The organism is Mediterraneibacter sp. HA8405 (genome assembly GCF_056148955.1).
Window position 1 is genome coordinate 2,739,382 of the sequence record NZ_CM148758.1, and the last position, 22,268, is coordinate 2,761,649.

Annotated in this window: 21 protein-coding genes and 1 riboswitch; of the genes, 3 read left to right on the plus strand and 18 right to left on the minus strand. The window is 48.8% G+C overall.

Annotated features, from left to right (window positions below; all coding sequences use genetic code 11):
• Positions 1 to 28: 28 nt before the first annotated feature.
• Positions 29 to 73: riboswitch (PreQ1 riboswitch) on the minus strand.
• A 555-nt stretch (positions 74 to 628) separates the two neighbouring features.
• Positions 629 to 1,480: an arginase gene (locus AC0QUU_RS12795; RefSeq protein ID WP_474543284.1), complete on the minus strand. Its 852-nt coding sequence runs from the start codon at positions 1,478 to 1,480 to the stop codon at positions 629 to 631.
• 98 nt (positions 1,481 to 1,578) lie between these two features.
• Between AC0QUU_RS12795 and AC0QUU_RS12800 the strand changes: the two genes are divergently transcribed.
• Complete coding sequence (locus AC0QUU_RS12800; protein WP_474543285.1) at positions 1,579 to 1,773, plus strand: hypothetical protein; 195 nt, start codon at positions 1,579 to 1,581, stop codon at positions 1,771 to 1,773.
• Here AC0QUU_RS12800 and AC0QUU_RS12805 read toward each other — a convergent pair.
• From AC0QUU_RS12805 to AC0QUU_RS12820, 4 genes are all read right to left on the minus strand, one after another.
• Positions 1,739 to 2,257 carry a hypothetical protein gene (locus AC0QUU_RS12805; protein WP_474543286.1) on the minus strand — a complete coding sequence of 173 codons (519 nt, stop codon included), beginning with the start codon at positions 2,255 to 2,257 and terminating at the stop codon, positions 1,739 to 1,741. The genes AC0QUU_RS12800 and AC0QUU_RS12805 overlap by 35 nt on opposite strands.
• Positions 2,217 to 2,408, minus strand: coding sequence for a hypothetical protein (locus AC0QUU_RS12810; protein WP_474543287.1), 192 nt, complete (start codon positions 2,406 to 2,408; stop codon positions 2,217 to 2,219). Before AC0QUU_RS12810 ends, AC0QUU_RS12805 begins: the two co-directional genes overlap by 41 nt.
• Positions 2,409 to 3,202: 794 nt before the next feature.
• On the minus strand, positions 3,203 to 5,050 hold the full coding sequence (locus AC0QUU_RS12815) for a bifunctional homocysteine S-methyltransferase/methylenetetrahydrofolate reductase (RefSeq protein ID WP_474543288.1): 1,848 nt from the start codon (positions 5,048 to 5,050) through the stop codon (positions 3,203 to 3,205).
• A gap of 29 nt (positions 5,051 to 5,079) precedes the next feature.
• The gene (locus AC0QUU_RS12820; protein ID WP_474545585.1) at positions 5,080 to 6,270 is read right to left on the minus strand and encodes a phosphopentomutase; all 1,191 of its coding nucleotides are present in this window, start codon (positions 6,268 to 6,270) and stop codon (positions 5,080 to 5,082) included.
• Between the two features lie 205 nt (positions 6,271 to 6,475).
• On the opposite strand from AC0QUU_RS12820, the gene AC0QUU_RS12825 reads away from it, so the two are divergent.
• Positions 6,476 to 6,796, plus strand: a complete 321-nt coding sequence (locus tag AC0QUU_RS12825) for an HAD-IIB family hydrolase (protein WP_474543289.1) — start codon at positions 6,476 to 6,478, stop codon at positions 6,794 to 6,796.
• Here the strand turns inward: AC0QUU_RS12825 and AC0QUU_RS12830 are convergent.
• From AC0QUU_RS12830 to AC0QUU_RS12880, 11 genes are all read right to left on the minus strand, one after another.
• Positions 6,735 to 7,256 carry a hypothetical protein gene (locus AC0QUU_RS12830; RefSeq protein WP_474543290.1) on the minus strand — a complete coding sequence of 174 codons (522 nt, stop codon included), beginning with the start codon at positions 7,254 to 7,256 and terminating at the stop codon, positions 6,735 to 6,737. The genes AC0QUU_RS12825 and AC0QUU_RS12830 overlap by 62 nt on opposite strands.
• Before the next feature lie 152 nt (positions 7,257 to 7,408).
• Positions 7,409 to 8,155 carry an SDR family oxidoreductase gene (locus tag AC0QUU_RS12835; RefSeq protein WP_474543291.1) on the minus strand — a complete coding sequence of 249 codons (747 nt, stop codon included), beginning with the start codon at positions 8,153 to 8,155 and terminating at the stop codon, positions 7,409 to 7,411.
• Positions 8,156 to 8,287: 132 nt separating this feature from the next.
• Positions 8,288 to 8,866 (minus strand): class IV adenylate cyclase, encoded by a 579-nt coding sequence (gene cyaB / locus AC0QUU_RS12840; protein WP_474543292.1) that lies wholly within the window; start codon positions 8,864 to 8,866, stop codon positions 8,288 to 8,290.
• A 24-nt stretch (positions 8,867 to 8,890) separates the two neighbouring features.
• Positions 8,891 to 10,090 carry an aldo/keto reductase gene (locus AC0QUU_RS12845; protein WP_474543293.1) on the minus strand — a complete coding sequence of 400 codons (1,200 nt, stop codon included), beginning with the start codon at positions 10,088 to 10,090 and terminating at the stop codon, positions 8,891 to 8,893.
• On the minus strand, positions 10,069 to 10,200 hold the full coding sequence (locus tag AC0QUU_RS12850; protein WP_474543294.1) for a hypothetical protein: 132 nt from the start codon (positions 10,198 to 10,200) through the stop codon (positions 10,069 to 10,071). The genes AC0QUU_RS12845 and AC0QUU_RS12850 overlap by 22 nt, the downstream gene beginning before the upstream one ends.
• Positions 10,201 to 10,662: 462 nt before the next feature.
• Complete coding sequence (locus tag AC0QUU_RS12855) at positions 10,663 to 11,091, minus strand: GNAT family N-acetyltransferase (protein WP_474543295.1); 429 nt, start codon at positions 11,089 to 11,091, stop codon at positions 10,663 to 10,665.
• A 93-nt stretch (positions 11,092 to 11,184) separates the two neighbouring features.
• Positions 11,185 to 13,839: a bifunctional amino acid transporter/iron-containing alcohol dehydrogenase gene (locus AC0QUU_RS12860; RefSeq protein ID WP_474543296.1), complete on the minus strand. Its 2,655-nt coding sequence runs from the start codon at positions 13,837 to 13,839 to the stop codon at positions 11,185 to 11,187.
• A 20-nt stretch (positions 13,840 to 13,859) separates the two neighbouring features.
• Complete coding sequence (locus AC0QUU_RS12865; protein WP_474543297.1) at positions 13,860 to 14,456, minus strand: cytidylate kinase-like family protein; 597 nt, start codon at positions 14,454 to 14,456, stop codon at positions 13,860 to 13,862.
• Positions 14,457 to 14,504: 48 nt separating this feature from the next.
• A complete protein-coding gene (locus tag AC0QUU_RS12870; protein WP_474543298.1) occupies positions 14,505 to 15,716 on the minus strand; it encodes an aspartate aminotransferase family protein in 1,212 nt (403 codons plus the stop codon).
• 264 nt (positions 15,717 to 15,980) lie between these two features.
• A complete protein-coding gene (locus AC0QUU_RS12875) occupies positions 15,981 to 16,535 on the minus strand; it encodes a helix-turn-helix domain-containing protein (RefSeq protein WP_474543299.1) in 555 nt (184 codons plus the stop codon).
• Between the two features lie 78 nt (positions 16,536 to 16,613).
• Entirely contained in the window at positions 16,614 to 17,966 is a 1,353-nt protein-coding gene (locus tag AC0QUU_RS12880; protein WP_474543300.1) for an aspartate aminotransferase family protein, read from the minus strand.
• A 249-nt stretch (positions 17,967 to 18,215) separates the two neighbouring features.
• On the opposite strand from AC0QUU_RS12880, the gene AC0QUU_RS12885 reads away from it, so the two are divergent.
• Positions 18,216 to 19,427, plus strand: a complete 1,212-nt coding sequence (locus AC0QUU_RS12885; protein WP_474543301.1) for a PucR family transcriptional regulator — start codon at positions 18,216 to 18,218, stop codon at positions 19,425 to 19,427.
• A 358-nt stretch (positions 19,428 to 19,785) separates the two neighbouring features.
• Here AC0QUU_RS12885 and cysK read toward each other — a convergent pair whose 3' ends face one another.
• Complete coding sequence (gene cysK, locus AC0QUU_RS12890; protein ID WP_474543302.1) at positions 19,786 to 20,724, minus strand: cysteine synthase A; 939 nt, start codon at positions 20,722 to 20,724, stop codon at positions 19,786 to 19,788.
• A gap of 94 nt (positions 20,725 to 20,818) precedes the next feature.
• Positions 20,819 to 22,123, minus strand: coding sequence for an O-acetylhomoserine aminocarboxypropyltransferase/cysteine synthase family protein (locus AC0QUU_RS12895; protein WP_474543303.1), 1,305 nt, complete (start codon positions 22,121 to 22,123; stop codon positions 20,819 to 20,821).
• Positions 22,124 to 22,268: the final 145 nt, after the last annotated feature.

The following is a 22,268-nucleotide window of genomic DNA, read 5'->3' on the forward strand; positions in this document are numbered from 1 at the left end:
AAGGCATACTTCTTCAGAAGATGTCTGTTTAAGCCTAGTTTTTTATACTGGGAGGATTTCGAACCAGTTTATGAAACTTCATGTAGTATAGCAGATTGTTTCTCTGAACACAAGAAAAATATCGTTCTGTTTCTGTATTCCTGCTTATATGTCAGCACTTCTCTTTCCGCAGTAATATACTTTCGCGATTATAATCCCCGCAGCCGCGATTCCTGCCAGAACCAGATACCCTGCCTCCATTCCGGCCGCTGAGACCCCGCTTCTTTTCTCTTCTTTCAGAAGAAGAGAAAGGCAGAATGCCCAGATTATTAAACATCACAATCCGGCTTGTGGCTCTCTGCTGATCCTCTTTTCCGAATTTTCCCGTGTAAAATACCATAAAAGAGATCCACATGGCAGAGGCAAGACCCGACAGCAGATTCGCAGCCATAAATCCCCGCTCATTACACAGAAAAACCCGGAACAGAGATACTGCTCCGGATGCTGCGGTCCCCGCCATAATAAAAGGCCTGTGCCTTCCGACCCGGACCGCAGGTGACTTTTTATCCGCGGCCTGCTCTGACACTGAAAGCTTCCGCTTTCCGCTCCCCGGTCTGCTGCCCCGGGAAATCAGCGCTTCTCGGAATTATCACGCCAGAAACCGGCGTTCGGAAAGGAAATGATACAGAATCTGATTTGTCACATCATTGATCCGTTCGTCTTCCAGGAACTCCGGAAACGGTTCCTGCAGGCTGCACTCTCCGCAGATATCAACCCCGATAACCTTCTGATGCCGGAACACCTCCCGGAGAAGCTTTTTCAGCGTAGTGACAGACATATTTCCCTGATTCCAGTTTGTTCTGGCATTATATCGGTTCAATACGTCTTTGTCGATAGATATATAGGCCGGAAGTTTCAGATTGATTTTCTTTATTTCCGCTTCCGCCGTATGTTCTTCGCTCTCTTCCACACTGATACAGATTATTTTTTCCCGCAGCCGCGCGGGAACCGGTCTGATACTTTCCGGATCAGGGACGATCAGAATCATCTGCTTCAGGCGGGAATTTTCCCTGAGCAGCTCGCCTGCCCAGCTTCCGTAGCTTGTCAGTTCGTGAATAAGCGGCTGCTGCATGTCGTTGTGATGGTCAAATAAGACCAGCGAAAAAGGTTCTCCGATTTTCTCTGTAAAAAATTTTGTCATATAATGATAATTTCCGTTATCAAGGAAGTGTATTCCCTGTGGACCGTATGGTTTCAGTCGTTTCCGGATCTTCTGTTCTGCTTCTTTCGAACAGTACATATCGGTTCCGCTGATATCGCTCATATCGATTCTTTTCAGATTCTTCGCCCGTTTTTCGACTCCTTCCGGATAAACATGTGAAAAATCAAGCAGCAGATTTTGTGTGTTCTCCATCGTTGTTCTATTCCTTTCTTCAGTGTCTTCCGGACCCGTATACCGGATTCTCCGGATCATTTCACAGTTTCTTCCTGTATTTTCCATAAATCCGTCACTTTTCAGACACAGTTCTTTTTTATATTTATTTCAGTATAATCGGAAAACGAAATAATAAAAAGTACATTTTATGAATGGGTGGCAGTATGGAAAAAGATATATGTTACAAAGAAATAATGAACCGGATTGAAGCCACATTTACCCCAACAAAACAGGAGCGGGAACGAATCGCCCGCCGCCTTAATCTGCTGAGTGAGGAAGAAATGAATAATCTGTATAAAAATTTTACTCTTATGGGGATTGATACTATACTGGAGTATCTGTGCGAACACTACCGCTAGCACCGGTCTGTTTTTTCTGAACTTTCGCACATTCCTCATAATTTTTTATAAATCTTAATCTTGCCCTGTCATTGATCTGTTCCAGATGTCCTTTCCTTCCTGACGTATATTTCTTTATCTCCAGTCTTTTCAGATATTCATCGCCCAGACAGATCTCTTCTTTCCTGTTCTGACTGCTCTTCTTCCATCCTTTTCCGGCCAGAAGTTCGAACCGTTCCTTCCAGGCGTCGCTTTTCAGCGCGCCGTAAAGCACTTCCTTTTTCACTTCATCAAGTATATTCCTGCAGCGGATATGAAGGAGCTGCCTGAACATTTTATCACTGCCCTCCGCCAGCCCGGGAAGATACTGATAATCCTTTGTCTTTTTCAAAAGCTGTTCCGCCATGCCTTCCGCTTCGCAGATGAGAGAAAGATTCCACAGATTTTTTTCATTGTCCTTTATTTCAATATACTTTGTATAGCGGTTCAGCCCATGCCGGAGCAAGTTCCGGATTTTCCGCGTCCTTTTTTCTCAGTCCGGCTGCCGCCTTTGCCGCCAACTCTGCCCTGCCGCTCTGGATTATCACTTTATAAAGCGGCACGCCCCTGTCATCCGGTTCATTCCAATCGCATCTGCCGTATTCCAGCACACGCATTGCAAGCTCTCTGGCAGGTCTTGTCTGCAGAGGAAGCAGTTCAAAAAGCAGACGATCTGTAAAAGACGGGGAAAGTTTCCGGATCTTTCTCTTATCCAGCTGATCCAGAATTTCCCGACAGCAAGTCTGGTCTCTGCTATGCTTTCATGCATATGCTCCCATATCCATTTCTTTATGGCTTCACGCTTCATTTTCAGCTTCTTCCTGCTCGTTCTATGCAGTACGCAGTACTTCCCCCAGTGGCTTGTTGCAGTCTCTCCCGGCTGACTTCTCCTTCACACAATTCCGGATTCAGGCAGAAAAACGAAGACTGTACTTCGCCGACTGTTTGTATCTCTAAATCCACTCAGCAGTATCCCCCGGTAATTCCAAAGATTCAGAGCATCCGAACTCCCTGCCCGGAACATCCGCCGCCCTCGCCGCTAAAGCTCTCTGCCTTTTTTGCCTTATGAGGAACTGCGAGGGGATTTTCCGGACTGGGAAATGGAAAAACGGGAGGCCGGGGAGTTTTCTGATGCACCTTTCAGAAGAAGGGGACAGGGCATCCGGATGACTCTGGAATGAGTTTAGATAAATAGAAGACTGAGAATCAGCGTCAGGATTGGCGGCGGGCTCTGTCCGAGCGCAGCGAGTTAGCCCGCCGTAAATCCCGCTTTTAGCTGATTCCCAGTCTTCGTTATTTATCTTAACTCATGGAACGGAATCCGGATGCCCTGTCCCCTTCTTCTGAATCCGTCTTCGAAAAACTCCTTCGTCCTCTGCTTTCCTTTTTTTGCTGCCGGAAATTCTCTCCGTCAGATCCGAATCTCTTCCATAATTTCCGCAATCATCCGGGCCCGGTTGAAGGGCACCATGAAATAGTATCCGTCGGCGGTATCCCGGAGTTTCTCCGCGATCTCCACTGCAATGCGGACCCCCGCGGCCTGTGCTTCTTCCCGGCTCATATCTTTACGGTACTGTGCGATAATCTCATCCGGAACGTGAATACCCGTGATTTCATTTTTCATGAATACTGCGTTGCGGTAGCTGACCAGAGGCATAATGCCGCAGATGATCTTTGTATCGATTCTGCTTTTTATGTAGCCGATTCTTTCTACGTCCTCATCCGAATAGATCGGCTGGGTCAGGAAAAAGGACGCTCCGGCCCGGCATTTTTTCTCCATCCTTCTGATCTCGGCGTCAATATTGGCTCTCCCATAATTCAGGGCTCCGCCATAGGCAATGGGATCTTCCGAGAAATATTCTTTGTTCAGCTGCCGGATATAATTCATCAGGGTAACCGAGTTGTAATCGTAGACAGACTTGATGCTGCCCCGGTCTCCCGACGGAACCGGATCCCCGGTAACAATCAGGAAGTTCCGGATGCCGTTCATATATGCGCCCAGTATTTCAGAGCCGGTTCCGATTGCGTTTCTGTCCCGGCACGCAATATGGGGCATGGTCTCTGCTTCCAGCTGATTGGCGATCTTGACCGCGGACATGACGCCTGACGCCCTCATTTTGCCCATAGGGGAATCGGAAAAGGTAATCATCTCCACTCCCGCCTGTTTCAGAACCGCCGCCGCTTCTGTCATCTTCCTGTCATTTCCGTCAAAAGGCGGATCCAGCTCTGCGATAACCGCCTTTTCTCCGGAATAAATCTTTCGGATAAAGGGGTTGTTGTCATAGCGGATCTCCGACTCCGCCCTCTCTTCCGGCCGGTCTTCCAGTCTTTTTGCGGCAGGCCGGTTTCCTACAGTCTGGGCCAGTTTCTTCGTATAGGACGGATTGGTTCCGCAGCATCCGCCGATCATATTTACGCCCAGATCCGCAATCTCTTCCATCGCTTCACAGAAGTATGCGGCATTGTCCCGATAGACCATTCTGTTCTCAATCCGTTCCGCGTAACCGGCATTCGGCACGGCAGATACAATCATTTTTCCCAGATTCTGCCTTCTCAGAAGCCTGCATAAATGGGATGGCCCGATACCGCAGTTAAACCCGATTCCGTCAATCAGACTGCTTTCTTCAGCAGTCCTGAGAAGTTCTCTCATGCTGATTCCTGTTTTTGTATAGCCATACATATTCACAGAAAAGCTTGCCATGATAAATGCGTCACTGACTGACCGGATCCACTCTGCCGCCGGCAGTATCTGTTCAAAATCCGAAAAGGTTTCAAACCAGATCAGCCTGACTCCGGAATCCAGGTGGGCCTTTGCCATGGTTCTGTATTCTTCAAGAATATCCTCCGCCTCTTTGCCGTCGTCCTGCTCCGGTATAGGGCCGATATCTCCGGCTATATATACCTCTTTTTGGATTTTTCCCGTTTTTTCTGCTTTTTCCTGCTCTTTTCTCACCGCGGACCGGGCGATCCGGCAGGACGCCTGCACATTATCATAAACCCGCTTCAGCTGCTCTTCTCTGGTTGTCTCTCCGGAGAGATCCGCGCAGAGCGTCTTTACATTTGAGGCAAAACTGTTGGTTCTGATAATGTCGGCCCCTGCTTCAATATATTCTCTGTGAACCGCCTCAATTTTCTGAGGCTCTGTCTGGTTGTCAAGTTCCGGGGCTCCCGGGCTGTTTTCGTATTTCTCCCTGTAGTATGTTCCCATTGCTCCGTCTGTAATCAGACACCGGGATCTGAGTATTGTATGAAAGTCCATCTGACCGGTCTCCTTTTCTTTTTGTCTATCTATTGTAATTTTTCCAGCAGGGATGTTCCGATGGTTCCCTCAGGCATGGAAACGCCGAAATTATCCGCTGCTGTAGCGCCGATGACGGCGAATGTATCCGCCTCCGGCAGTTCTCCCCTTCCTTTCATGGACGGGGACCATGCGAGAAACGGCACTTTTTCCCGTGTGTGGTCTGTACCTGTGTAGGTGGGATCATTTCCATGGTCCGCGGTGATTATCAGCAGGTCTTCCTCCCTGAGAAGCGGCAGAAGCCTGCCAAGATTCACATCAAAGCGCTCAATCTCAGCCGCATATCCTTCCGGGTCTCTTCTGTGGCCCCACAGTGCGTCAAAGTCCACCAGATTGACAAAGCACAGCCCGTGAAAATCTTCCTGCGCAAGGGCGATGGTCTGCTCCATACCGTGAACCGAGCTTTTGGATTTATAACTCCGGGTGATTCCTTCCCCGTCGAAAATATCCCGGATCTTCCCCACAGAAATCACGTCCAGACCGGCGCTTTTCAGCGCGTCCAGCGCGTTTTTTCCGAAAGGCTTCAGCGCGTAATCATGGCGATTGCTGGTGCGCCGGAATTCTCCTTTTTTCTTTCCCACATAGGGGCGGGCAATAACCCTTCCCACGCGCCACTCATCCTTCATGGTAATCTGCCGGGCGATCTCACAGCAGCGGTACAATTCATCCAGGCCGAAAGTCTCTTCGTTGCCGCAGATCTGCAGGACAGAATCCGCGGACGTATATACGATCATATGTCCTGTGGCAATTTCTTCCTCTCCCAGCTCATCCAGGATCTCTGTTCCGCTGGCGCTTTTGTTGCCGATTACCTTATGTCCGGTCTTTTCTTCCAGCTCCCGGATCAGTTCCGGCGGAAATCCGTGCTCCGTAAATGTCTTAAAGGGCTTCTTTACCTCAAGCCCCATCATCTCCCAGTGTCCGGTCATGGTGTCTTTCCCTTTGCTTTTCTCCCGGAGCTTTCCGTAATATCCCAGGCTGTTCTCCACCGGTTCCACCTGCTTCAGCGGTGTAAGATTTGCCATGCCCATCTTCTGAAGATTCGGGATGACAAAACTGTCCACAGACCGGGAGATATGCCCCAGAGTATTCACATCCACATCTCCGAACTCAGAGGAATCCTCCATTGCTCCCACACCAAGAGAGTCTATAACCACAACAAATATTCTCCTATATTTTTCCATATTCAGACCGTCCTTTCCGGGAAGCCTTCTCATCCGGCAGAACAGAAATCTGCAGGCTTTCCTTATTATCTGTATGATACCTTCTGTATAGAAATTATGAAAAACAGGTGATTTTTATATAGATAATAACACAGAACCCGCTGCAGAACCAGCATTAACATTTATGCTGTTATTGATCTGTGCAGGGAATATCCGGAAATCCTGAATGTTCCGTGAGCGGCTCGGCGGGAAAGCTGAGCCCACAACCAGCGGTCACGGCTCCATTGATCTGATCGTTCCGGGCTGTCACAAGGCGTCCGGCCTGAAGCGGCTTGCAGAGCGCTGGGGAATTTCTCCGGAGCAGTGCGCTGCCTTCGGGGACGGCGGAAACGATATCGAAATGCTGAACTACTGCGGTTACAGCTACGCAATGGAAAACGCGCCTGACTTCTGTCTGAATAATATCAGAAAGAATCCTGATGCGCTCAGGATTCTTTCTTTTTCTTCCAGGCATACCAGATCATGCTTATTCCCAATATTGATATGAGGATACAGACAGCCAGTCCGGTAATGGCGTTCATCTGATTGGTATTCAAGCTATTTTTATCTTGAAATGAGGCAAACATCGCCGCCTGCAGGGTAACCATGGATACCAGCGCATCCGCAGCGCCTATATTGCGGATCGTGATCACACCGTTATACACCGTATATGCCACATTGATCAAAAATGCAGGCAGAGTGGTAAGGATGGTACGAAACGTATAGTCGGCAAGAAAACGTTCTCCAAGAGGATTCTTTTTTATAACTTCAAGGATTTTCTTTATAACATTCTCCCTCAGATCGTGATAAAAAAACACGCATGAAAGCGTCAGCAGAACAGCTGCCAGGACATACACCACTATTCCGGCAATCCACGGCAGTATCTGTTTTCCTGCCTGTATAATGGATAAAACAGCCGCTGCCGCCGTGCTTATATAAACAAGCAAATGTATCATGAACTTTTTCATTTTTTCAAGCGCTGACCTTCCTCCACATTTTCTCCTTGTTTCCGGTTTGGATTATAAGAATTTTTCACTGGCATCCAGCGGATCACTCCCTTTTGCATCCCCGCTACTCATAAACAGACCTCATGTTCTCATTATTGAAGTATGGGCTCTCATTATTTGAAAAAGGGTTGAAAAGCCACGTTGGCAACTTCGTCCGCTGTTCCCGGGCGTCCTGCCGGGCACTTCGCGAACATGTTTTTATAGAAGTCTCCCCGGGAACCGTTAAATTCGTCAATGGCCAGCGGCGTTACGATAATTCCCGGAGAAATGGAATTGATCCGCGCTCCCTTCTCTCCCCACTTTACGGACTCTGCCATGACCCGCTTCTCATTGCAGCGTTTCGCCATCTGGTAAGCGTGCAGCGTATCTCTTATATTCTCCGGCTGAAGAATGTCCAGCTTCAGCAGGTCCTCTGCAGGCGTGCAGGCAAGCTGTTCGTCTTCCTCCGGCGTAAGGGCCGGCATACGGTGTCCGGACTGGCTTGAGATTGTCACTCCCACGCCGCCTTCTCTGATCACCTTGCCCACTTCCTCCAGAAGTACCGCCGTGCCGTACAGATCTACTTTCAGAATTGCCTCAACGGGCGCCTGGCTGGGAGAAACGCCTGCCGCATTTACCAGCATAGTAATATCCCCGTACTCCTGCGCTTTTGCGATCAGATTTTTAATGGACTCCCGGGAAGAGAGATCCATCTCCACGGCGTCTGCATCGTATCCGGCGTCATTCATGATCTTTGCGACAGCCTGCGCATTATCCGGATTCTTATCTCCGATCACAATTTTCTTTCCATATCCCATACGGCGGGCAATCGCCATGCCGATCTGCCCCGCGCCTGTTAAAATCATTACATCTTTTTTCATAATGCATCCACCTCTTTCTTTCTGATAACTTTATTGTAAACTTTCTGCCGAAATCAACAATTTTAATTCCGAATAGTTCTGATAAGTAAAACTGATGCGACCGCACAGCAGCAAAAAAGGATACCAGAACTTTCATTCATTCTGATATCCTTCTTTATCTGCCTTTCTCTGAAGCATAGATAAATAAGAGGTCTGAACTGTGTCGGAGACCTGATACCCCAGACTGTTCAGGATGTCTTTGATCTGACCCAGGGCGGCATCTTTTTTCTCTTCACTTTCCACCAGAATCTCCAGTTCCAGAAAATCGCCCAGTCCCCGCACATTATCCAGACAGGCTGTGATGAAATCTTTCTGCAGCATTGTCCGGATCTTGATTACTTCCGGTTCCGCGGGAGAGTACCCGATGGCCTGCAGAATCTCCCGGCAGACCGCCCCGTCCTCTACCCCGGTTTCTAATTCTCTCCGGGTCATCGTCTGCGTATCCAGCTTCTTTCCTTTATAATTGATCTGTGCCTGTTTTTTACCTGTACGGCAGTCTTTCGTCTCACGGACTCTGAGAGCTTCTCCGTTCGCTCTAATGTCTCCACGGGCATTGTCAAAATATGTATCTCGCTCCTCAATAAACCTCTGCTCTTTAAAACCCGCCTCCAGAATCCTGTTTTTTACCCCTTCCGGATCCGGGATGGGAAGCTTTACTTCAACTTCAATCATATGTCAGTCCCCTTTCAGCTTTGGTTATAAAAGAAGTTTCCGGAGAATTCCCGCAAATTCTTCGATGTAATAGTTCGTCTTGTCTTTCAGCCAGAACACACAGTAATTTCTCTGAAGCTGCTGTCTGATCGGCAGATGCTGGGGACAGGCTTTCTCACACTTGCCGCATTTGATGCAGTCTGACGCCTTCCCATTATTTACTGTATGTACATTATTATAGTAATAATCCGTGTTCCAGTCATGGAAGATCTTCTTTGCATTCATGCAGGCGAACAGATCCGGAATGGAGATCTGTTTCGGACACCCTGCCGTACAGTAGCGGCAGGCCGTACACTGGATCAGATTCTTGGACTGAAAGATCTCTCTGACTCTGTCGATCGCTTTTTTCTCTGTCTCAGACAGCGGCGTGAAATCTTTCATATAGCTTATATTATCTTCCATCTGCTCCATGCTGCTCATACCGGAAAGTACCATCCGGATCCCGTCAAATCCTGCCGCGAACCGGATCGCGTAGCTTGCCGGGCTGCCTCCGTGAAGTTCATCCAGTACCGCTGCGGCGTCCTCCGGAAGGTTAACAAGATTGCCTCCTTTGACCGGCTCCATTACGATCACCGGCTTGCCGTATTTACAGCAGACTTCATAGCATTTTCTGCTCTCCACTGCCGGATCCTCATAATCCAGATAATTAAACTGGATCTGCACCACTTCGATCTGGGGGTACTCGGTCAGGATCTGCTCCAGCACATCTGCCCTGTCATGGAAAGAGATTCCGAAGTGACGGATCTTCCCTTCCTTTTTCAGCTCCAGCGCAGTTTCATAAGCACGGCATTTTTTAAAGAAAGCAAAATTGTCCGCGCTCTGCGCGTGCATCAGATAGAAGTCAAAATAATCCACGCCGCACGCCTCCAGCTGACTCTCAAAAAACGGACGGATGTCCTCTTCCGTTTTAAAAAAGAAATTCGTCAGTTTATCTGTGAGTATGTATCTGTCGCGGGGATAACGGCTTGTCAGGCATTCGCGGAGAGCCGTCTCGCTGAGTCCTCCCAGATATCCGTGTGCCGTATCAAAGTAGTTGAAGCCGTTTTCCAGAAAAGTGTCCACCATTTCTGAGAACTCTTCTTTGTCTACTTCACTGCCTTTCATGGGCAGTCTCATACATCCGAAACCGAATTTTTTCTTTACATTTTCAAATATATCCATCATTACACCATCTTTCTTATCCATGCTTCTACTTTTGTACGTGACTGAGCTGCTTCTGCCCCGTGAATGGACAGACCGCTTTTCACTTCAACCCCTTTACAGATCTTCTTCAGATCCCGCTCACTGCTGCCCATGCCGCTTCCTTCATTGGTACAGAACGGGATAATCTTTTTTCCGGGTTTATCAATTTCAATTTCCGGTATTATGAATTAGTTTTACTTATGTGAGATCTGATCCGAAAACAGAAGGTATCCACCAGTTTATATCTGAATCTTTTTTGTCTGAATAAAAGGATCCCTGTTGTAATACCAATTTCCTCCCACATTGTTCATAATGTCTTCTGCCAGTTTTCTGTACTTTCCCATTGTATTTTCTCCTCTCTGTTTCTCTTCTTATTCCATGAATTATTTTAGAATATTTGCAATGTATTCAGAATAGCCAGATAGTTTTTCTGTATATACCCCAGGGTTTTATTTCAAATGTTCTTTCCTCCTCTGAAACAAAAAAATCCGGGGATACTTTCTCCCCGGACAGGTGCTTTTTCCTTTTTGTGCCGGCATCAGCACAGCAAGGGCCGCCATCATATCTGTTTTTCTTTATAAAGCAATCTCAAATCCGTAACAGCTCTTTTCAAAACCGTATTTCTCATAAAATCTGTGTGCCCGCTCTCTCGGAAATCCGGAATCCAGTATCACAGCCTTACAGCTTTCCCGGCGTGCAAGCTGCAGCGCATGATCCATAAGCGCTCTGCCGTATCCTTTGCCACGATCCTTTTCATTTGTTATGAGACTGGATATATAGCATGTCCTGCCGGACATCCAGAACGTATCAAAATAATCTCCGTGGCAGAAGCCTTTATACTCTCCCTCATCCAGAACAAAAAACGCGAAAGAATTCTCATCCCGGATCACCCGCTCATAAACCGTCCGAATTTCTTCCTTATCGTAAGTATTATACGTCCAAAGAGCCTGTATATAGTGGAACACTGTTTCAAAATCTTCCATTGCTGCTGTTTTGAACTTCATTTTTTCTCCTTTTCCCATTCTGTTTTTCAAGCAATAACGCGGGCCGTCATATAATATAACGGCCCGCCGATCTTACTTCTTTTTTATTTTCTTTTACATTGCGGCGCGGTAGATCTCTGCGATCTCTTCCTCAGTGAACACCTCCGGGTTATTCGCCACGCCTGCCGCGGAGACTTTCATGCAGTTCTCAGCCATCCACGGAATGTCTTTCTCTTCCAGACCCAGATCAGACAGGGTGCAGGTAAGATCCAGATCTTTAAGGAGCATACGGATGGCAGGCGCGCAGTCATCTGCAGTAATTCCTCCGAAGATTCTCGCAATCTTCGCAAATTTAAAATGATTTCCTTTCTGCGAAGCCTCGATCACTGCCGGAGTAAGCGCTGCCAGTCCCTGTCCGTGAACAATGTCTTTGAGTCCGCTTGCCGGATGCTCCATCCCGTGAGCCAGCGTAACTCCCGCCGTATTGATCACCATACCGCCGATGGTGCTTGCAAGCGTAAGTTTCTCCCACGCTCTTTTGCCGCCCTCGCCCCGGTAAACCTTTACAAGATTATGGGCGATCAGATTCATTGCATATTCACAGAGCGCGTCTGTAAACGGCTGGGCAACCTTTGAAGTATATGCTTCCATACAATGGCACAGCGCGTCGAATCCCACAGACGCCAGCACTTTTTTCGGCATGGTCATCATACACTCCGGATCTACAATAGATACCTTCGGAACAATTGCATTGCATCGAAGGGATTTTTTGTCTCCGTTCTCCGGATTGGTGAGAACCGCAAAGCCGTTTCCTTCCGATCCGGTTCCGCATGTAGTGGGGATCAGTACAATCGGCAGGGCTTTATTGCTGGACAGCCGGCTGAAAATATAATCATTGATGTTTCCTGAGTTTACGGCCAGAAAGGCGATTGCTTTCGCGCAGTCCATAACGCTTCCGCCGCCGATGGCAAGGATCACGTCACATCTATGTTCCTTTGCATATGCCGCACCTTCCTCTGCCGTAGTAGTCAGCGGATTCTGGGTTACTTTGTCAAAGAGCAGATGGGTCATGCCTGCCGCCTCCAGGCTGGCAGATACCCGGTCATAAAGTCCGGACTTCTTCGCGCTGCTTCGTCCTGTAACGATCAGAGCATTCTTTCCGTACGGCTTTGCCAGACTGCCCGCCTGATCCACTTTTCCGCATCCGAACTCAATATTTACCGGAAGATAATAGGAAAATGCCGTATCCGCCTGCGCTTCGGCTGCCCCTTCTCTGCCTTTTGCGGTAGAAACAGCCGATGCCACAGCGCTCTCTTCTTCTTTCTTTTCTTCTGCTTCATCCTCATCAACAACATTTACAAGAATAGCAAACTTTTCTTTATATGTCAGTTTACATATAATGAAGAACACAACTCCCAGGAGAGACCATCCGCCGACCATCACCCATTCCTGAGGCACCAGGGAGCACCCGGAATTCGGGATGATATACATAGCCACCATAAAACCTGACATAAGCACTGCAAGAGTACCGACGAGTTTATAATGTTTTACCTTGTACGGTCTTTTCAGATCCGGCTCTTTTGACCGCAGAATGATGAAGGAAAGCGCTACCATGCAGTACGCAAGACAGCATCCGAAGTTTCCCGCATCCACTACCCATACAAGCATCTGTCTTCCGAAGAAAGGCGCAAGTACGGATAATGCTCCGATCAGGTAAAGAGCAACGGTAGGTGTTTTATACTTTGAATGAAGAGTGGCAAATACCTTCGGGATCATGTAGGATTCCGCCATGGAGTACATGGCACGGCTTCCTCCGATCAGGAAAGAGTTCCAGCTTGTGATGATTCCGCACATTCCTCCGATGATCAGCACCCTTGACATCATCTCGCTGCCAAAGGCTTTCGCCATGGCGTCGGCCGTTACCAGACCTGTCCCCGCCTGTGAAGCCGCGATATCTGACGGGTTCATTACATAGCCTACGCCGAAAATCACAAGGGCGTAAAAGGCAACCGCCAGAAGGATGGAAAGGATCATAATTCCGCCGATCTTTTTCAGCGGAACGCTGATTTCTTCCGCCGCCTGGGGAATTACGTCAAAACCGATAAAGAAGAACGGCGTCAGGGCCGCGACCCCGAACACATTCCGCGCCATTGACGCTGTAGAGTCTCCGACGAACAGCTGGCTCTCTATATTGGACATATCGCCGCTGAACAGGGAAGCCACGACCAGAAGGATTCCCACCACTCCGATAATGACCGTCAGAACGGTCTGCAGAAAAGCGGCAGTCTTCGCGCCTCTTATATTGATATAAGTAATGAATACTGCCACGATCACCGCAACGGCAACCCATGACGCGTAAATGTCAAATCCTGCCACTGTATACAGATACCCCTGCAGGAAATCCGGATAAATATATGTAATGATCGTAGGAAGCGCGCACGCCTCAAAACATACAACGCTGACATACCCCAGGACAATGGCCCAGGTACAGATATAAGAACCAATGGGCCCCATGGCACGGAAGCTGAAGACATGTTCCCCGCCGCACTGCGGGAGAGCAGCCGTAAGCTCCGCATAGGTAAGTCCCACGAAGAAAATCATAACGCCGCCAATCACAAATCCAAGCATCGCGCCGATCACGCCGCCGGTATTGATCCAGTCGCCGGTCGATACGACCCAGCCCCATCCGATCATAGCGCCAAACGCGATTACAAGGATGTCCCAGGCACTGAACACTTTGTTAAATTCTGACTTTTTCTTGTTTTCCATCTGTGTCCACCCCTTTCTGCCTACATGTCCTCAAATCTGAGATCAATAAACTGCATGATGTACTTTGCTGTCTTTTCCAGTCCGAGAACACTGCTGTCAACCAGCAGATGACGGCTGTGTCTGTCGCCCCGGTATGTTCCGGTGAGATACTTATATCTGGCATGGAGCATGTCGTCATTGTATTTCACAAGCTCACGGGCCTCTTTCTCATTTATATGTTTCTGCTCCATGATGTGCCGGATCCTGTACTCCTCCGGCGCATAAACAAAAATGTTCAGGCAGTCATCACGGTCTCTCAGAATATAATCGCTGCATCGTCCGATGATCAGGCAGGATGATTTTTCCGCGAATTTCCGTATTACATCAAACTGTGCCGCAATGACCCGGTTGGTCAGGTTGGCGTATCTGGGCCCCAGATTTGTGTCAAACTCATATCTGACCTTGTCTCCGGTGTCGGCTTTTTCCACCAGCTCCCGGTCTACACCGAGATCGTCCACCACTTTATCGATCAGATCTCTGTCATAGAACTCAATTCCCAGAGAATCGGCGATCATCCGGCCGATGTCCGGTCCCCCGCTGCCGTACTCGCAGCCCAGCGTTATTACAAAATGGCTCATCTGTCATTCTCCTTCCTTGTACGTACTTGTCTGTGTTCACGGATCTGCTTACTGCGCTTCCACAGTTTCTTTCAGAATGGCAAACGCCTTGTCGCAGTCCTCCCTGGTCAGGATAAGCGGCGGCACCATGCGGATAATGCTGCTTCCTATGGCGGTTACAAGAAGCTTTCTGTCGAAGCATCCGTGCTTGATGTCCACTGCATTGACTGTATCGTCAAATTCAACTCCTACCAGAAGTCCCTGTCCTCTGACCTCTTTTACATGTGGAAGATTTCTCAACTCATCCATAAAATAAGCGCCCATCTCTTTTGCATTTCCGGCCAGATCTCTGCTCAGAAGCTCGTCGATCTCTGCAAGAGACGCCGCACAGCTTACCGGGCTGCCGCCGAATGTGGATCCGTGGGATCCCGGAGTAAATGCCGCCGCCACTTCTGCTGTGGCACAGATCGCTCCGATGGGCATTCCGCCGCCCATAGCCTTTGCCATGGATACGATATCCGGCTTGATTCCGTAATTCATGTAGGACATGACCGCTCCGGTCCTGCACCATCCGGTCTGCACTTCGTCAAGAAGCAGCAGCATGCCTCTCTCATCGCACAGTTTCCGGAGTCCCTGCAGGAATTCCTGTGTCGCCGGGTGCACGCCGCCTTCTCCCTGTACCGGCTCTACCATGATCGCGATGGTATTTTCTGTGCATGCTTCCTCAAACGCTTTCAGATCATTGAACGGCGCGTAGCTGAATCCCGGTGTCATATCACCGAATCCCGCCTGGCATGCATTGTCCGGCTGTCCTGTAGCGCTCATGGACCCGAAGGTACGTCCATGGAAAGATTCTTTCGCTGTTACGATGTTGTATTTGTGTGGGCCGTATTTCTCTACTCCGTACTTCCTCGCCATTTTGATCATGGCCTCGTTTGCCTCGGTTCCTGAGTTCTGGAAGAAGATCTTGTCCATATCCAGCGTGGTGCATATTTTTTCCGCCAGAAGAGCCTGGGGAATCGTGTATGGATAATTGAATGTATGCATGATATCGCCGACCTGATCTTTCACGGCCTCCACAACTTTCTCATTGCAGTTTCCGGCCGAGTTCACAGCGATTCCTGCATAGAAATCAAGATAAGGCGTTCCATTTTCATCATAGATGTACATTCCTTTTGCTGTCTCCGCCAGAAAATCGAAACGCTCATATGTCTCGATCATATATTTATCTACCTTGTCCCTGATATCCTGTACTGTTAAACCTGTGTCTTTTAATCTCATAGCAATCTCCCTTCCTGAAAAACAGAAAAGGCGAAGACGCTCATAACAGCAGCGTCTTCGCCTTTCAGATTTCATTCAATATATTGTACATTTGTAACATTATCACGGAAGTTGATTTATGTCAACAGATTTTGTTCAGTTATTATATTTTTATGAAAACTCACATTTTTAAATATATCATCAGATATTTTTTGTTGCTAATTAACGATTTCCGAATATTTAAAAATGCTGTTCAGAGTTTTTCTGTGTATTATATTGTACATTTCAGTGCTGATCCACAAACACACACAGAAAACTCACTCTTTCGTTTCCTTCGTTGATATAGCTGTGCATCTGGTCTGTCTCAAATCGCAGAATATCCTCCTTTGTCAGACAGTGTCTTTCGTCTCCGCACTGTATGACCAGCTCCCCTTCAGATACAGAGATATATTCCATGGTTTTCTCGCCGTGCCCGCCGCTCTCATATGTATGTCCCGGTTCGATCTCAATCCGGTAGATCTCAAGGATCTGATTATCCTCATAGGGGAAACAGGTCCAGACTTTATACCTTCCCTCCACCTCTTTTGTGGGAACCATATCTGTAACCCGGACCCGGCTGCTGCTAAGCGGCGGCGGTCCCAGCAGTTCTTCTACTTTTACCCGCAGTCCGCTGGAAATCTTCCCCAGCACGCCAAGAGAGGGATTGGCTCTGTCTTTTTCAATCTGCGCGAGCATACTCTTGCTCACACCGGTCTGCTCTGCGACCAGATCCAGGCTCATCCCCCTCGACCTGCGTATTCTCTTTAAATTAACGGCAACATTGTGCGATAAATAATCCATCCCTGCTCTCCTTTCCGGTTACATTCCATATGCCGTAACCCTTTCTGTACGAGAGATTCCGGGATTATTATAAATCGGCTAAATCGACATTTCAACGGCTTTTTCAAAGATATCAAGACCTGCCTCCAGCTGCTCGTCGGTAATGACCAGCGGCGCAAGGAAACGGATGACATTGTGGTACGTGCCGGCGCTCTCCACGATCAGTCCCATGGACGCGCATGCCTGTACGACGGCAGAAGTCAGCTCCGGAGCCGGCTCTTTTGTCGTCTTATCTTTTACAAACTCAATACCCACCATAGCTCCAAGTCCGCGGACATCCCCGATCACCGGATATTTTCCCATCATCTCACGATAACGTGCCATAACCTTTTCTCCGATCTGACAGGATCTCTCAGCAAGGTGATCCCGTTCCATGATCTCAATGACCTTCAGCGCCGCGGCGCATGCCAGAGGATTGCCGCAGAATGTTCCGCCGATGGTTCCGGGGGCGGCGGATTCCATGATTTCTTCCCCGGCAATGATTGCAGAGAGCGGAATTCCTGCCGCGATTGATTTTGCCGTTGCCAGAATATCCGGCATTACACCTGCTTCTTTCCAGTATTCCGATGCGAACATCCGTCCGGTCCTGCAGAATCCGCTCTGTACTTCATCCGCGATCAGAAGAATGCCGTACTTATCACAGACATTTCTTACTGCTTTTACCCACTCAATGGGTGCCGGAATAAATCCGCCCTCACCCTGCAGCGGTTCCACTACGATTGCCGCAACGGTATCCGGCGCGCCGCATTCTTCGAAAACATCCTCGATGGACTGCATGTAATAGTCCAGTGCTTTTTCCTGAGGCATGCCTTCCGGATTACGGTAATAGTACGGGAATCTTGCCCGGAACACTCCCGTGGCCAGCGGTCCCAGTCCGGTTGTATAAGCCTTCTTGGACGTCATGGTCATTGTCAGCAGTGTTCTTCCGTGGAAAGCTCCTGAGAACACGATAATGTTCGGTCTTCCCGTATAGGCCTTCGCCACCTTGACCGCATTCTCATCTGCCTCTGCGCCGCTGTTTGCGAAGAATACTTTTTTCTTTTTTCCTTTTACCGGCGTGATGTGCGCCAGCTTTTCCGCAAGCGCCACATAGCCCTCATGGGTTACAATATTGAACATCCCGTGAAAATAGCGTTCGGACTGTTCTTTCACCGCCTCGATGATCTCCGGCTGTGAGTATCCGATATTCAGGACGCCTACGCCTCCGACACAGTCAAGAAATTTGTTGCCGTCCACGTCTTCCACCATGGCTCCCTCGCCGCGCCTGATCACTACCGGATAAACGCAGCCGATTGCGGAAGGCACCGCATTTTTCCTTCTCTCAATCACCTCTTTCGCTTTCGGCCCCGGAAGCGTCTCTGTTATAATCTCAGGCAAATCTGTTCTAAGCATAATATCATCCTCCTGTCACTGTATCGTTCTTATCCCTCAGAATTTTCTGTAAACAAAAGAACGAGAAAGGCCTTCTTCCAAAAGCACTTCCTCGTTCTTTTGCCTATAAGTATTGCACAATGAGCCATCTGTGCCAATAGCCTGAGTGCACGAATATCATTCCTCTATTTGTGCTGTTGGCACAAAATCTATTGACTCACGCACTATTTCCGTGCTATTCTTGCAGTAAAATTATGCGGAGGTTTCATAATGTCATTATTACTGCAGGATATCTATTCTGAAACAAAAAACAGATTCCAGCTGGAACTGGTCTGCGGAGCAAAAGGTCTGAACCGTCTCATGAACTGGGTCTATGTGGCGGAAGACATTGCTACGACTGACTTTCTTCACGGGGGCGAGCTGATCATCACCACCGGAATGGGAAAGCAGGCTTCCTCCGGATGGCTCTCTGACTTTATCCGCGAACTGTTCCGCCAGGGCACCTGCGGTCTTATCCTTAACACGGGGATGTATCTCTCTGAAGATGACATCACTCCGGAAATCCGGAACTTCTGCGAGGAACACTCATACCCGCTCTTTACCATGCCGTGGGAGATCCATATCTACGATATTACACGCAGCTACTATAACCGGATTTTCCGGGATACACAGTCCTCTGACGCCGTTACAGAAGCATTTCTGGATCTGGTCAGCGGTTCCGACCCGGAACATGCTGTAAGTGTCCTCACGCGCAGCGGCTTCTCACCAGACTCCGGTTATCTGGCATACTGTATAGGCGCTGACGGCCCGGAGCAGGAAAAACAGCGGTTTGAAACCGCTGTAAAGCTGGAACTGAAAATTCATTTTCCCGGCAGTCATATGTGCCGTTTCCGGGAGGATATCCTTGTCGTTCTTCCCTGTACGGGCAAGCCGGAACATACTGTCTCAGAAGCCGTGGCTCCTGCCGGGCTCAAAGATGCTGTCCGGGAGCTTGCCTGCCGTATCAGCCGGTCGTTTTCTCACTGGGATATCCGCTCCGGACTGGGCTCTGTTTCAGGGCTCAGCGATTTCCCGCGGAGTTTTTCACAGGCCCGGTTTGCTCTGGCCGCATGCGCTGCCGCCGGAGAGATTTTCCGCGCTTTTGATGATCTGGGATTTTATAAAATACTTTTCTCTGTCACCGATCAGCGTGTTCTGGACAACTACTGGCGGGAAAAACTGGGACCTGTTCTTGCATATGACAAGGCACATAAAAGCTGCTGCCTGGAAACACTGTATCAATACCTGATCTGCAACGGAAGCATCCAGAAGATTGCCGGGGCAATGTTCTGCCATAGAAACACCGTCAACTACCGCGTCCGGATTCTCAGAGAAACACTGGGGCTGCCCCTTGATAATGTGCAGGACCGGCTTGAACTGCTGGCGGCATTTTATATCAGATCGTTTTGTGAGTCACACTCTGAATATTTACATTTGTCATGAATCGCACTCCTTACATTTCGGAATACATCATCATGGCTTAATCTTTCTTCGGTGGTTTCTGAGATTCTGTCTGCTTCATCCAATTTCATCTCCACATTATCAACAGGCTTTCCTGTCTCCGGAAATTTATTTTTCAAGTCTGAAATATGTCCGATTGGCATCATTATAATCGATAGCTGCCTGCTGTCAGGACTGCGGCCATAATACAGCTCTTAAGCTCCAGATACGGTCTGGTCAATGATCGTATCAACCTGCTCTTCAAGATCAGATTTTCTACTTTCGCTCTCTACTATATTTTCCGGAATATCCAGTTTTTCTTCGCTTATGATCATATTCCCTGCATTTTTGTCAACACCTCTTAATCGACTTCCGTAAACAGCGGCGTGGAGTAATACCGGTCCCCCGAATCCGGCAGCAGCGCCACGATCGTTTTTCCTTTATTCTCCGATCTCTGTGCCAGTTCAACAGCGGCGTGCAGTGCCGCTCCGGAGGATATTCCCGTCAGGATTCCTTCCTTTCGCGCCAGATGTCTTGCGGCGGCAAATGCATCTTCGTCGGTCACCCGGATCACCTCATCATATACAGACGTGTTCAAAGTCTCCGGCACAAAGCCTGCGCCGATTCCCTGAATCTTATGCTTTCCTGCCTTTCCTTCAGAGAGAACCGGAGAGCCTTCCGGTTCTACAGCCACGATGCTTATATCCGGGTTCTGTTCTTTTAAGTATTCTCCGACTCCTGTGATCGTTCCGCCGGTTCCCACTCCTGCCACAAAAATATCGATTTTTCCGTCCGTATCACGCCAGATCTCCGGACCGGTACCTGATCTGTGCGCCGCCGGATTCGCAGGATTTTCAAACTGTCCGGGGATAAAGCTGTCCGGGATCTCTGCCGCCAGCTCCTGCGCCCTGGCAATGGCTCCTTTCATCCCCTTTGCCCCGTCCGTCAGCACCAGCTCTGCACCGTATGCCTTTAAAATATTTCTGCGCTCCACGCTCATAGTCTCCGGCATGGTCAGAATGATCCTGTAGCCTTTTGCCGCAGCGATTGCCGCAAGCCCGATTCCTGTATTTCCGGATGTAGGCTCAATGATAACGGAACCTTCTTTTAACGCTTCCCGGCTTTCCGCGTCTTCGATCATCGCTTTCGCAATACGATCCTTTACACTTCCGCCCGGATTGAAGTATTCAAGTTTGACAAGGACTGAAGCCTCCAGGTTCTGTTCATTCTCAATATTTGTCACTTCCACCAGAGGGGTATTCCCGATAAGATCAAGTGTGCTTTTATAGTAATTAGTCATGTTTTTATCTCCTTCTAAATATAAATTCACTTGCAGATTTTTAGCCTGAATTTATATTCTGCCTGTACATATTGCTTTCTGAGAGTCTGCAGCATCACTCCGCTGCTTCAAACGCTGTATCAAGCGCCGCGATCAGGTCGTCCGCCTTCTCGATTCCGACAGACAGCCGGATCGTATTCGGCCTGATCCCCTGCTCTTCCAGTTCCTGTGCCGTGCACTGGCTGTGAGTTGTTGTGGCCGGATGGATCACAAGTGATTTTACATCCGCCACATTTGCCAGCAGAGAAAAGATCGGCAGGTTATCAATAAATTTCTGTGCAGTCCCTGCGTCTCCCTTGATCTCAAAGGTAAAGATGGAGCCGCCGCCCTGCGGAAAATACTTTTCATACAGTGCATGGGTTGATTCGCTTTCCAGGGACGGGTGATGCACTGCCTCCACCTGCGGATGATTGGCCAGATATTTTACGACCTTCAGAGCATTTTCCACATGGCGCTCCACCCGAAGAGAGAGAGTCTCCAGTCCCTGCAGCAGAAGAAAAGCGTGGAACGGGGAAAGGGTGGCTCCTGTATCGCGGAGAAGCACGGCGCGTACATAGGTGACAAATGCCGCTGCCGGAGCCGCATCTGTAAATGAAACACCGTGATAACTGGGATTCGGCTCTGAGATCCACGGATATTTTCCTGAACCTTTCCAGTCAAACCTGCCGCTGTCAATGATCACACCACCCAGAGCCGTGCCATGCCCGCCGATAAACTTTGTTGCTGAGTGCACCACGATATCCGCTCCGTGCTCAATCGGCCTCACCAGATACGGTGTGGCAAATGTAGAGTCCACGACAAGCGGAATCTTGTGTTTATGGGCTAGCTCTGCAAGATTTTCCAGATCCGCCACATTGGAATTCGGATTTCCCAGCGTTTCTACAAAGATTGCTTTCGTATTTTCCTGAATTGCCCTTTCAAATGCGCCCTCTTCTTCCGGATTCACAAATGTTGCCGTGATCCCGCCTGTAAGAGGCAGCGTATGAGCCAGAAGATTGTAGGATCCTCCATATATCGTCTTAGAAGCAACAATGTGCTCGCCGGCCTTTGCCAGTGCCTGAAATGTATAGGTAATGGCCGCGGCTCCCGAAGCTGTTGCAAGAGCTGCCGTGCCGCCCTCCAGAGCCGCAATTCTCTGCTCAAATGCATCCTCCGTCGGATTCGTCAGTCTCCCGTATATGTTTCCCGAATCCTTCAGAGCGAAGCGGTCCGCCGCATGCTGACAGTCATCAAACACGAAAGATGCTGATGCATAGATCGGAACTGCTCTTGCCCCTGTTGCCGGATCCGGCTGCTCCTGCCCGATATGTACCTGTTTTGTCTCAAAGCTCCAGTTCTGTGAATTTCTGATGTCTGTCATGCCAGTCTCCTCCATTTTCGTTCAATCGTATATTAAAACGATTATCGATGTATTATAGTTCTTTTTGCTGCTGGATTCATCCTATCACAGTATATGTATTCCTGCTAATACGCAAAAAAAATATCCGGTTATAGGTTCATCCTAT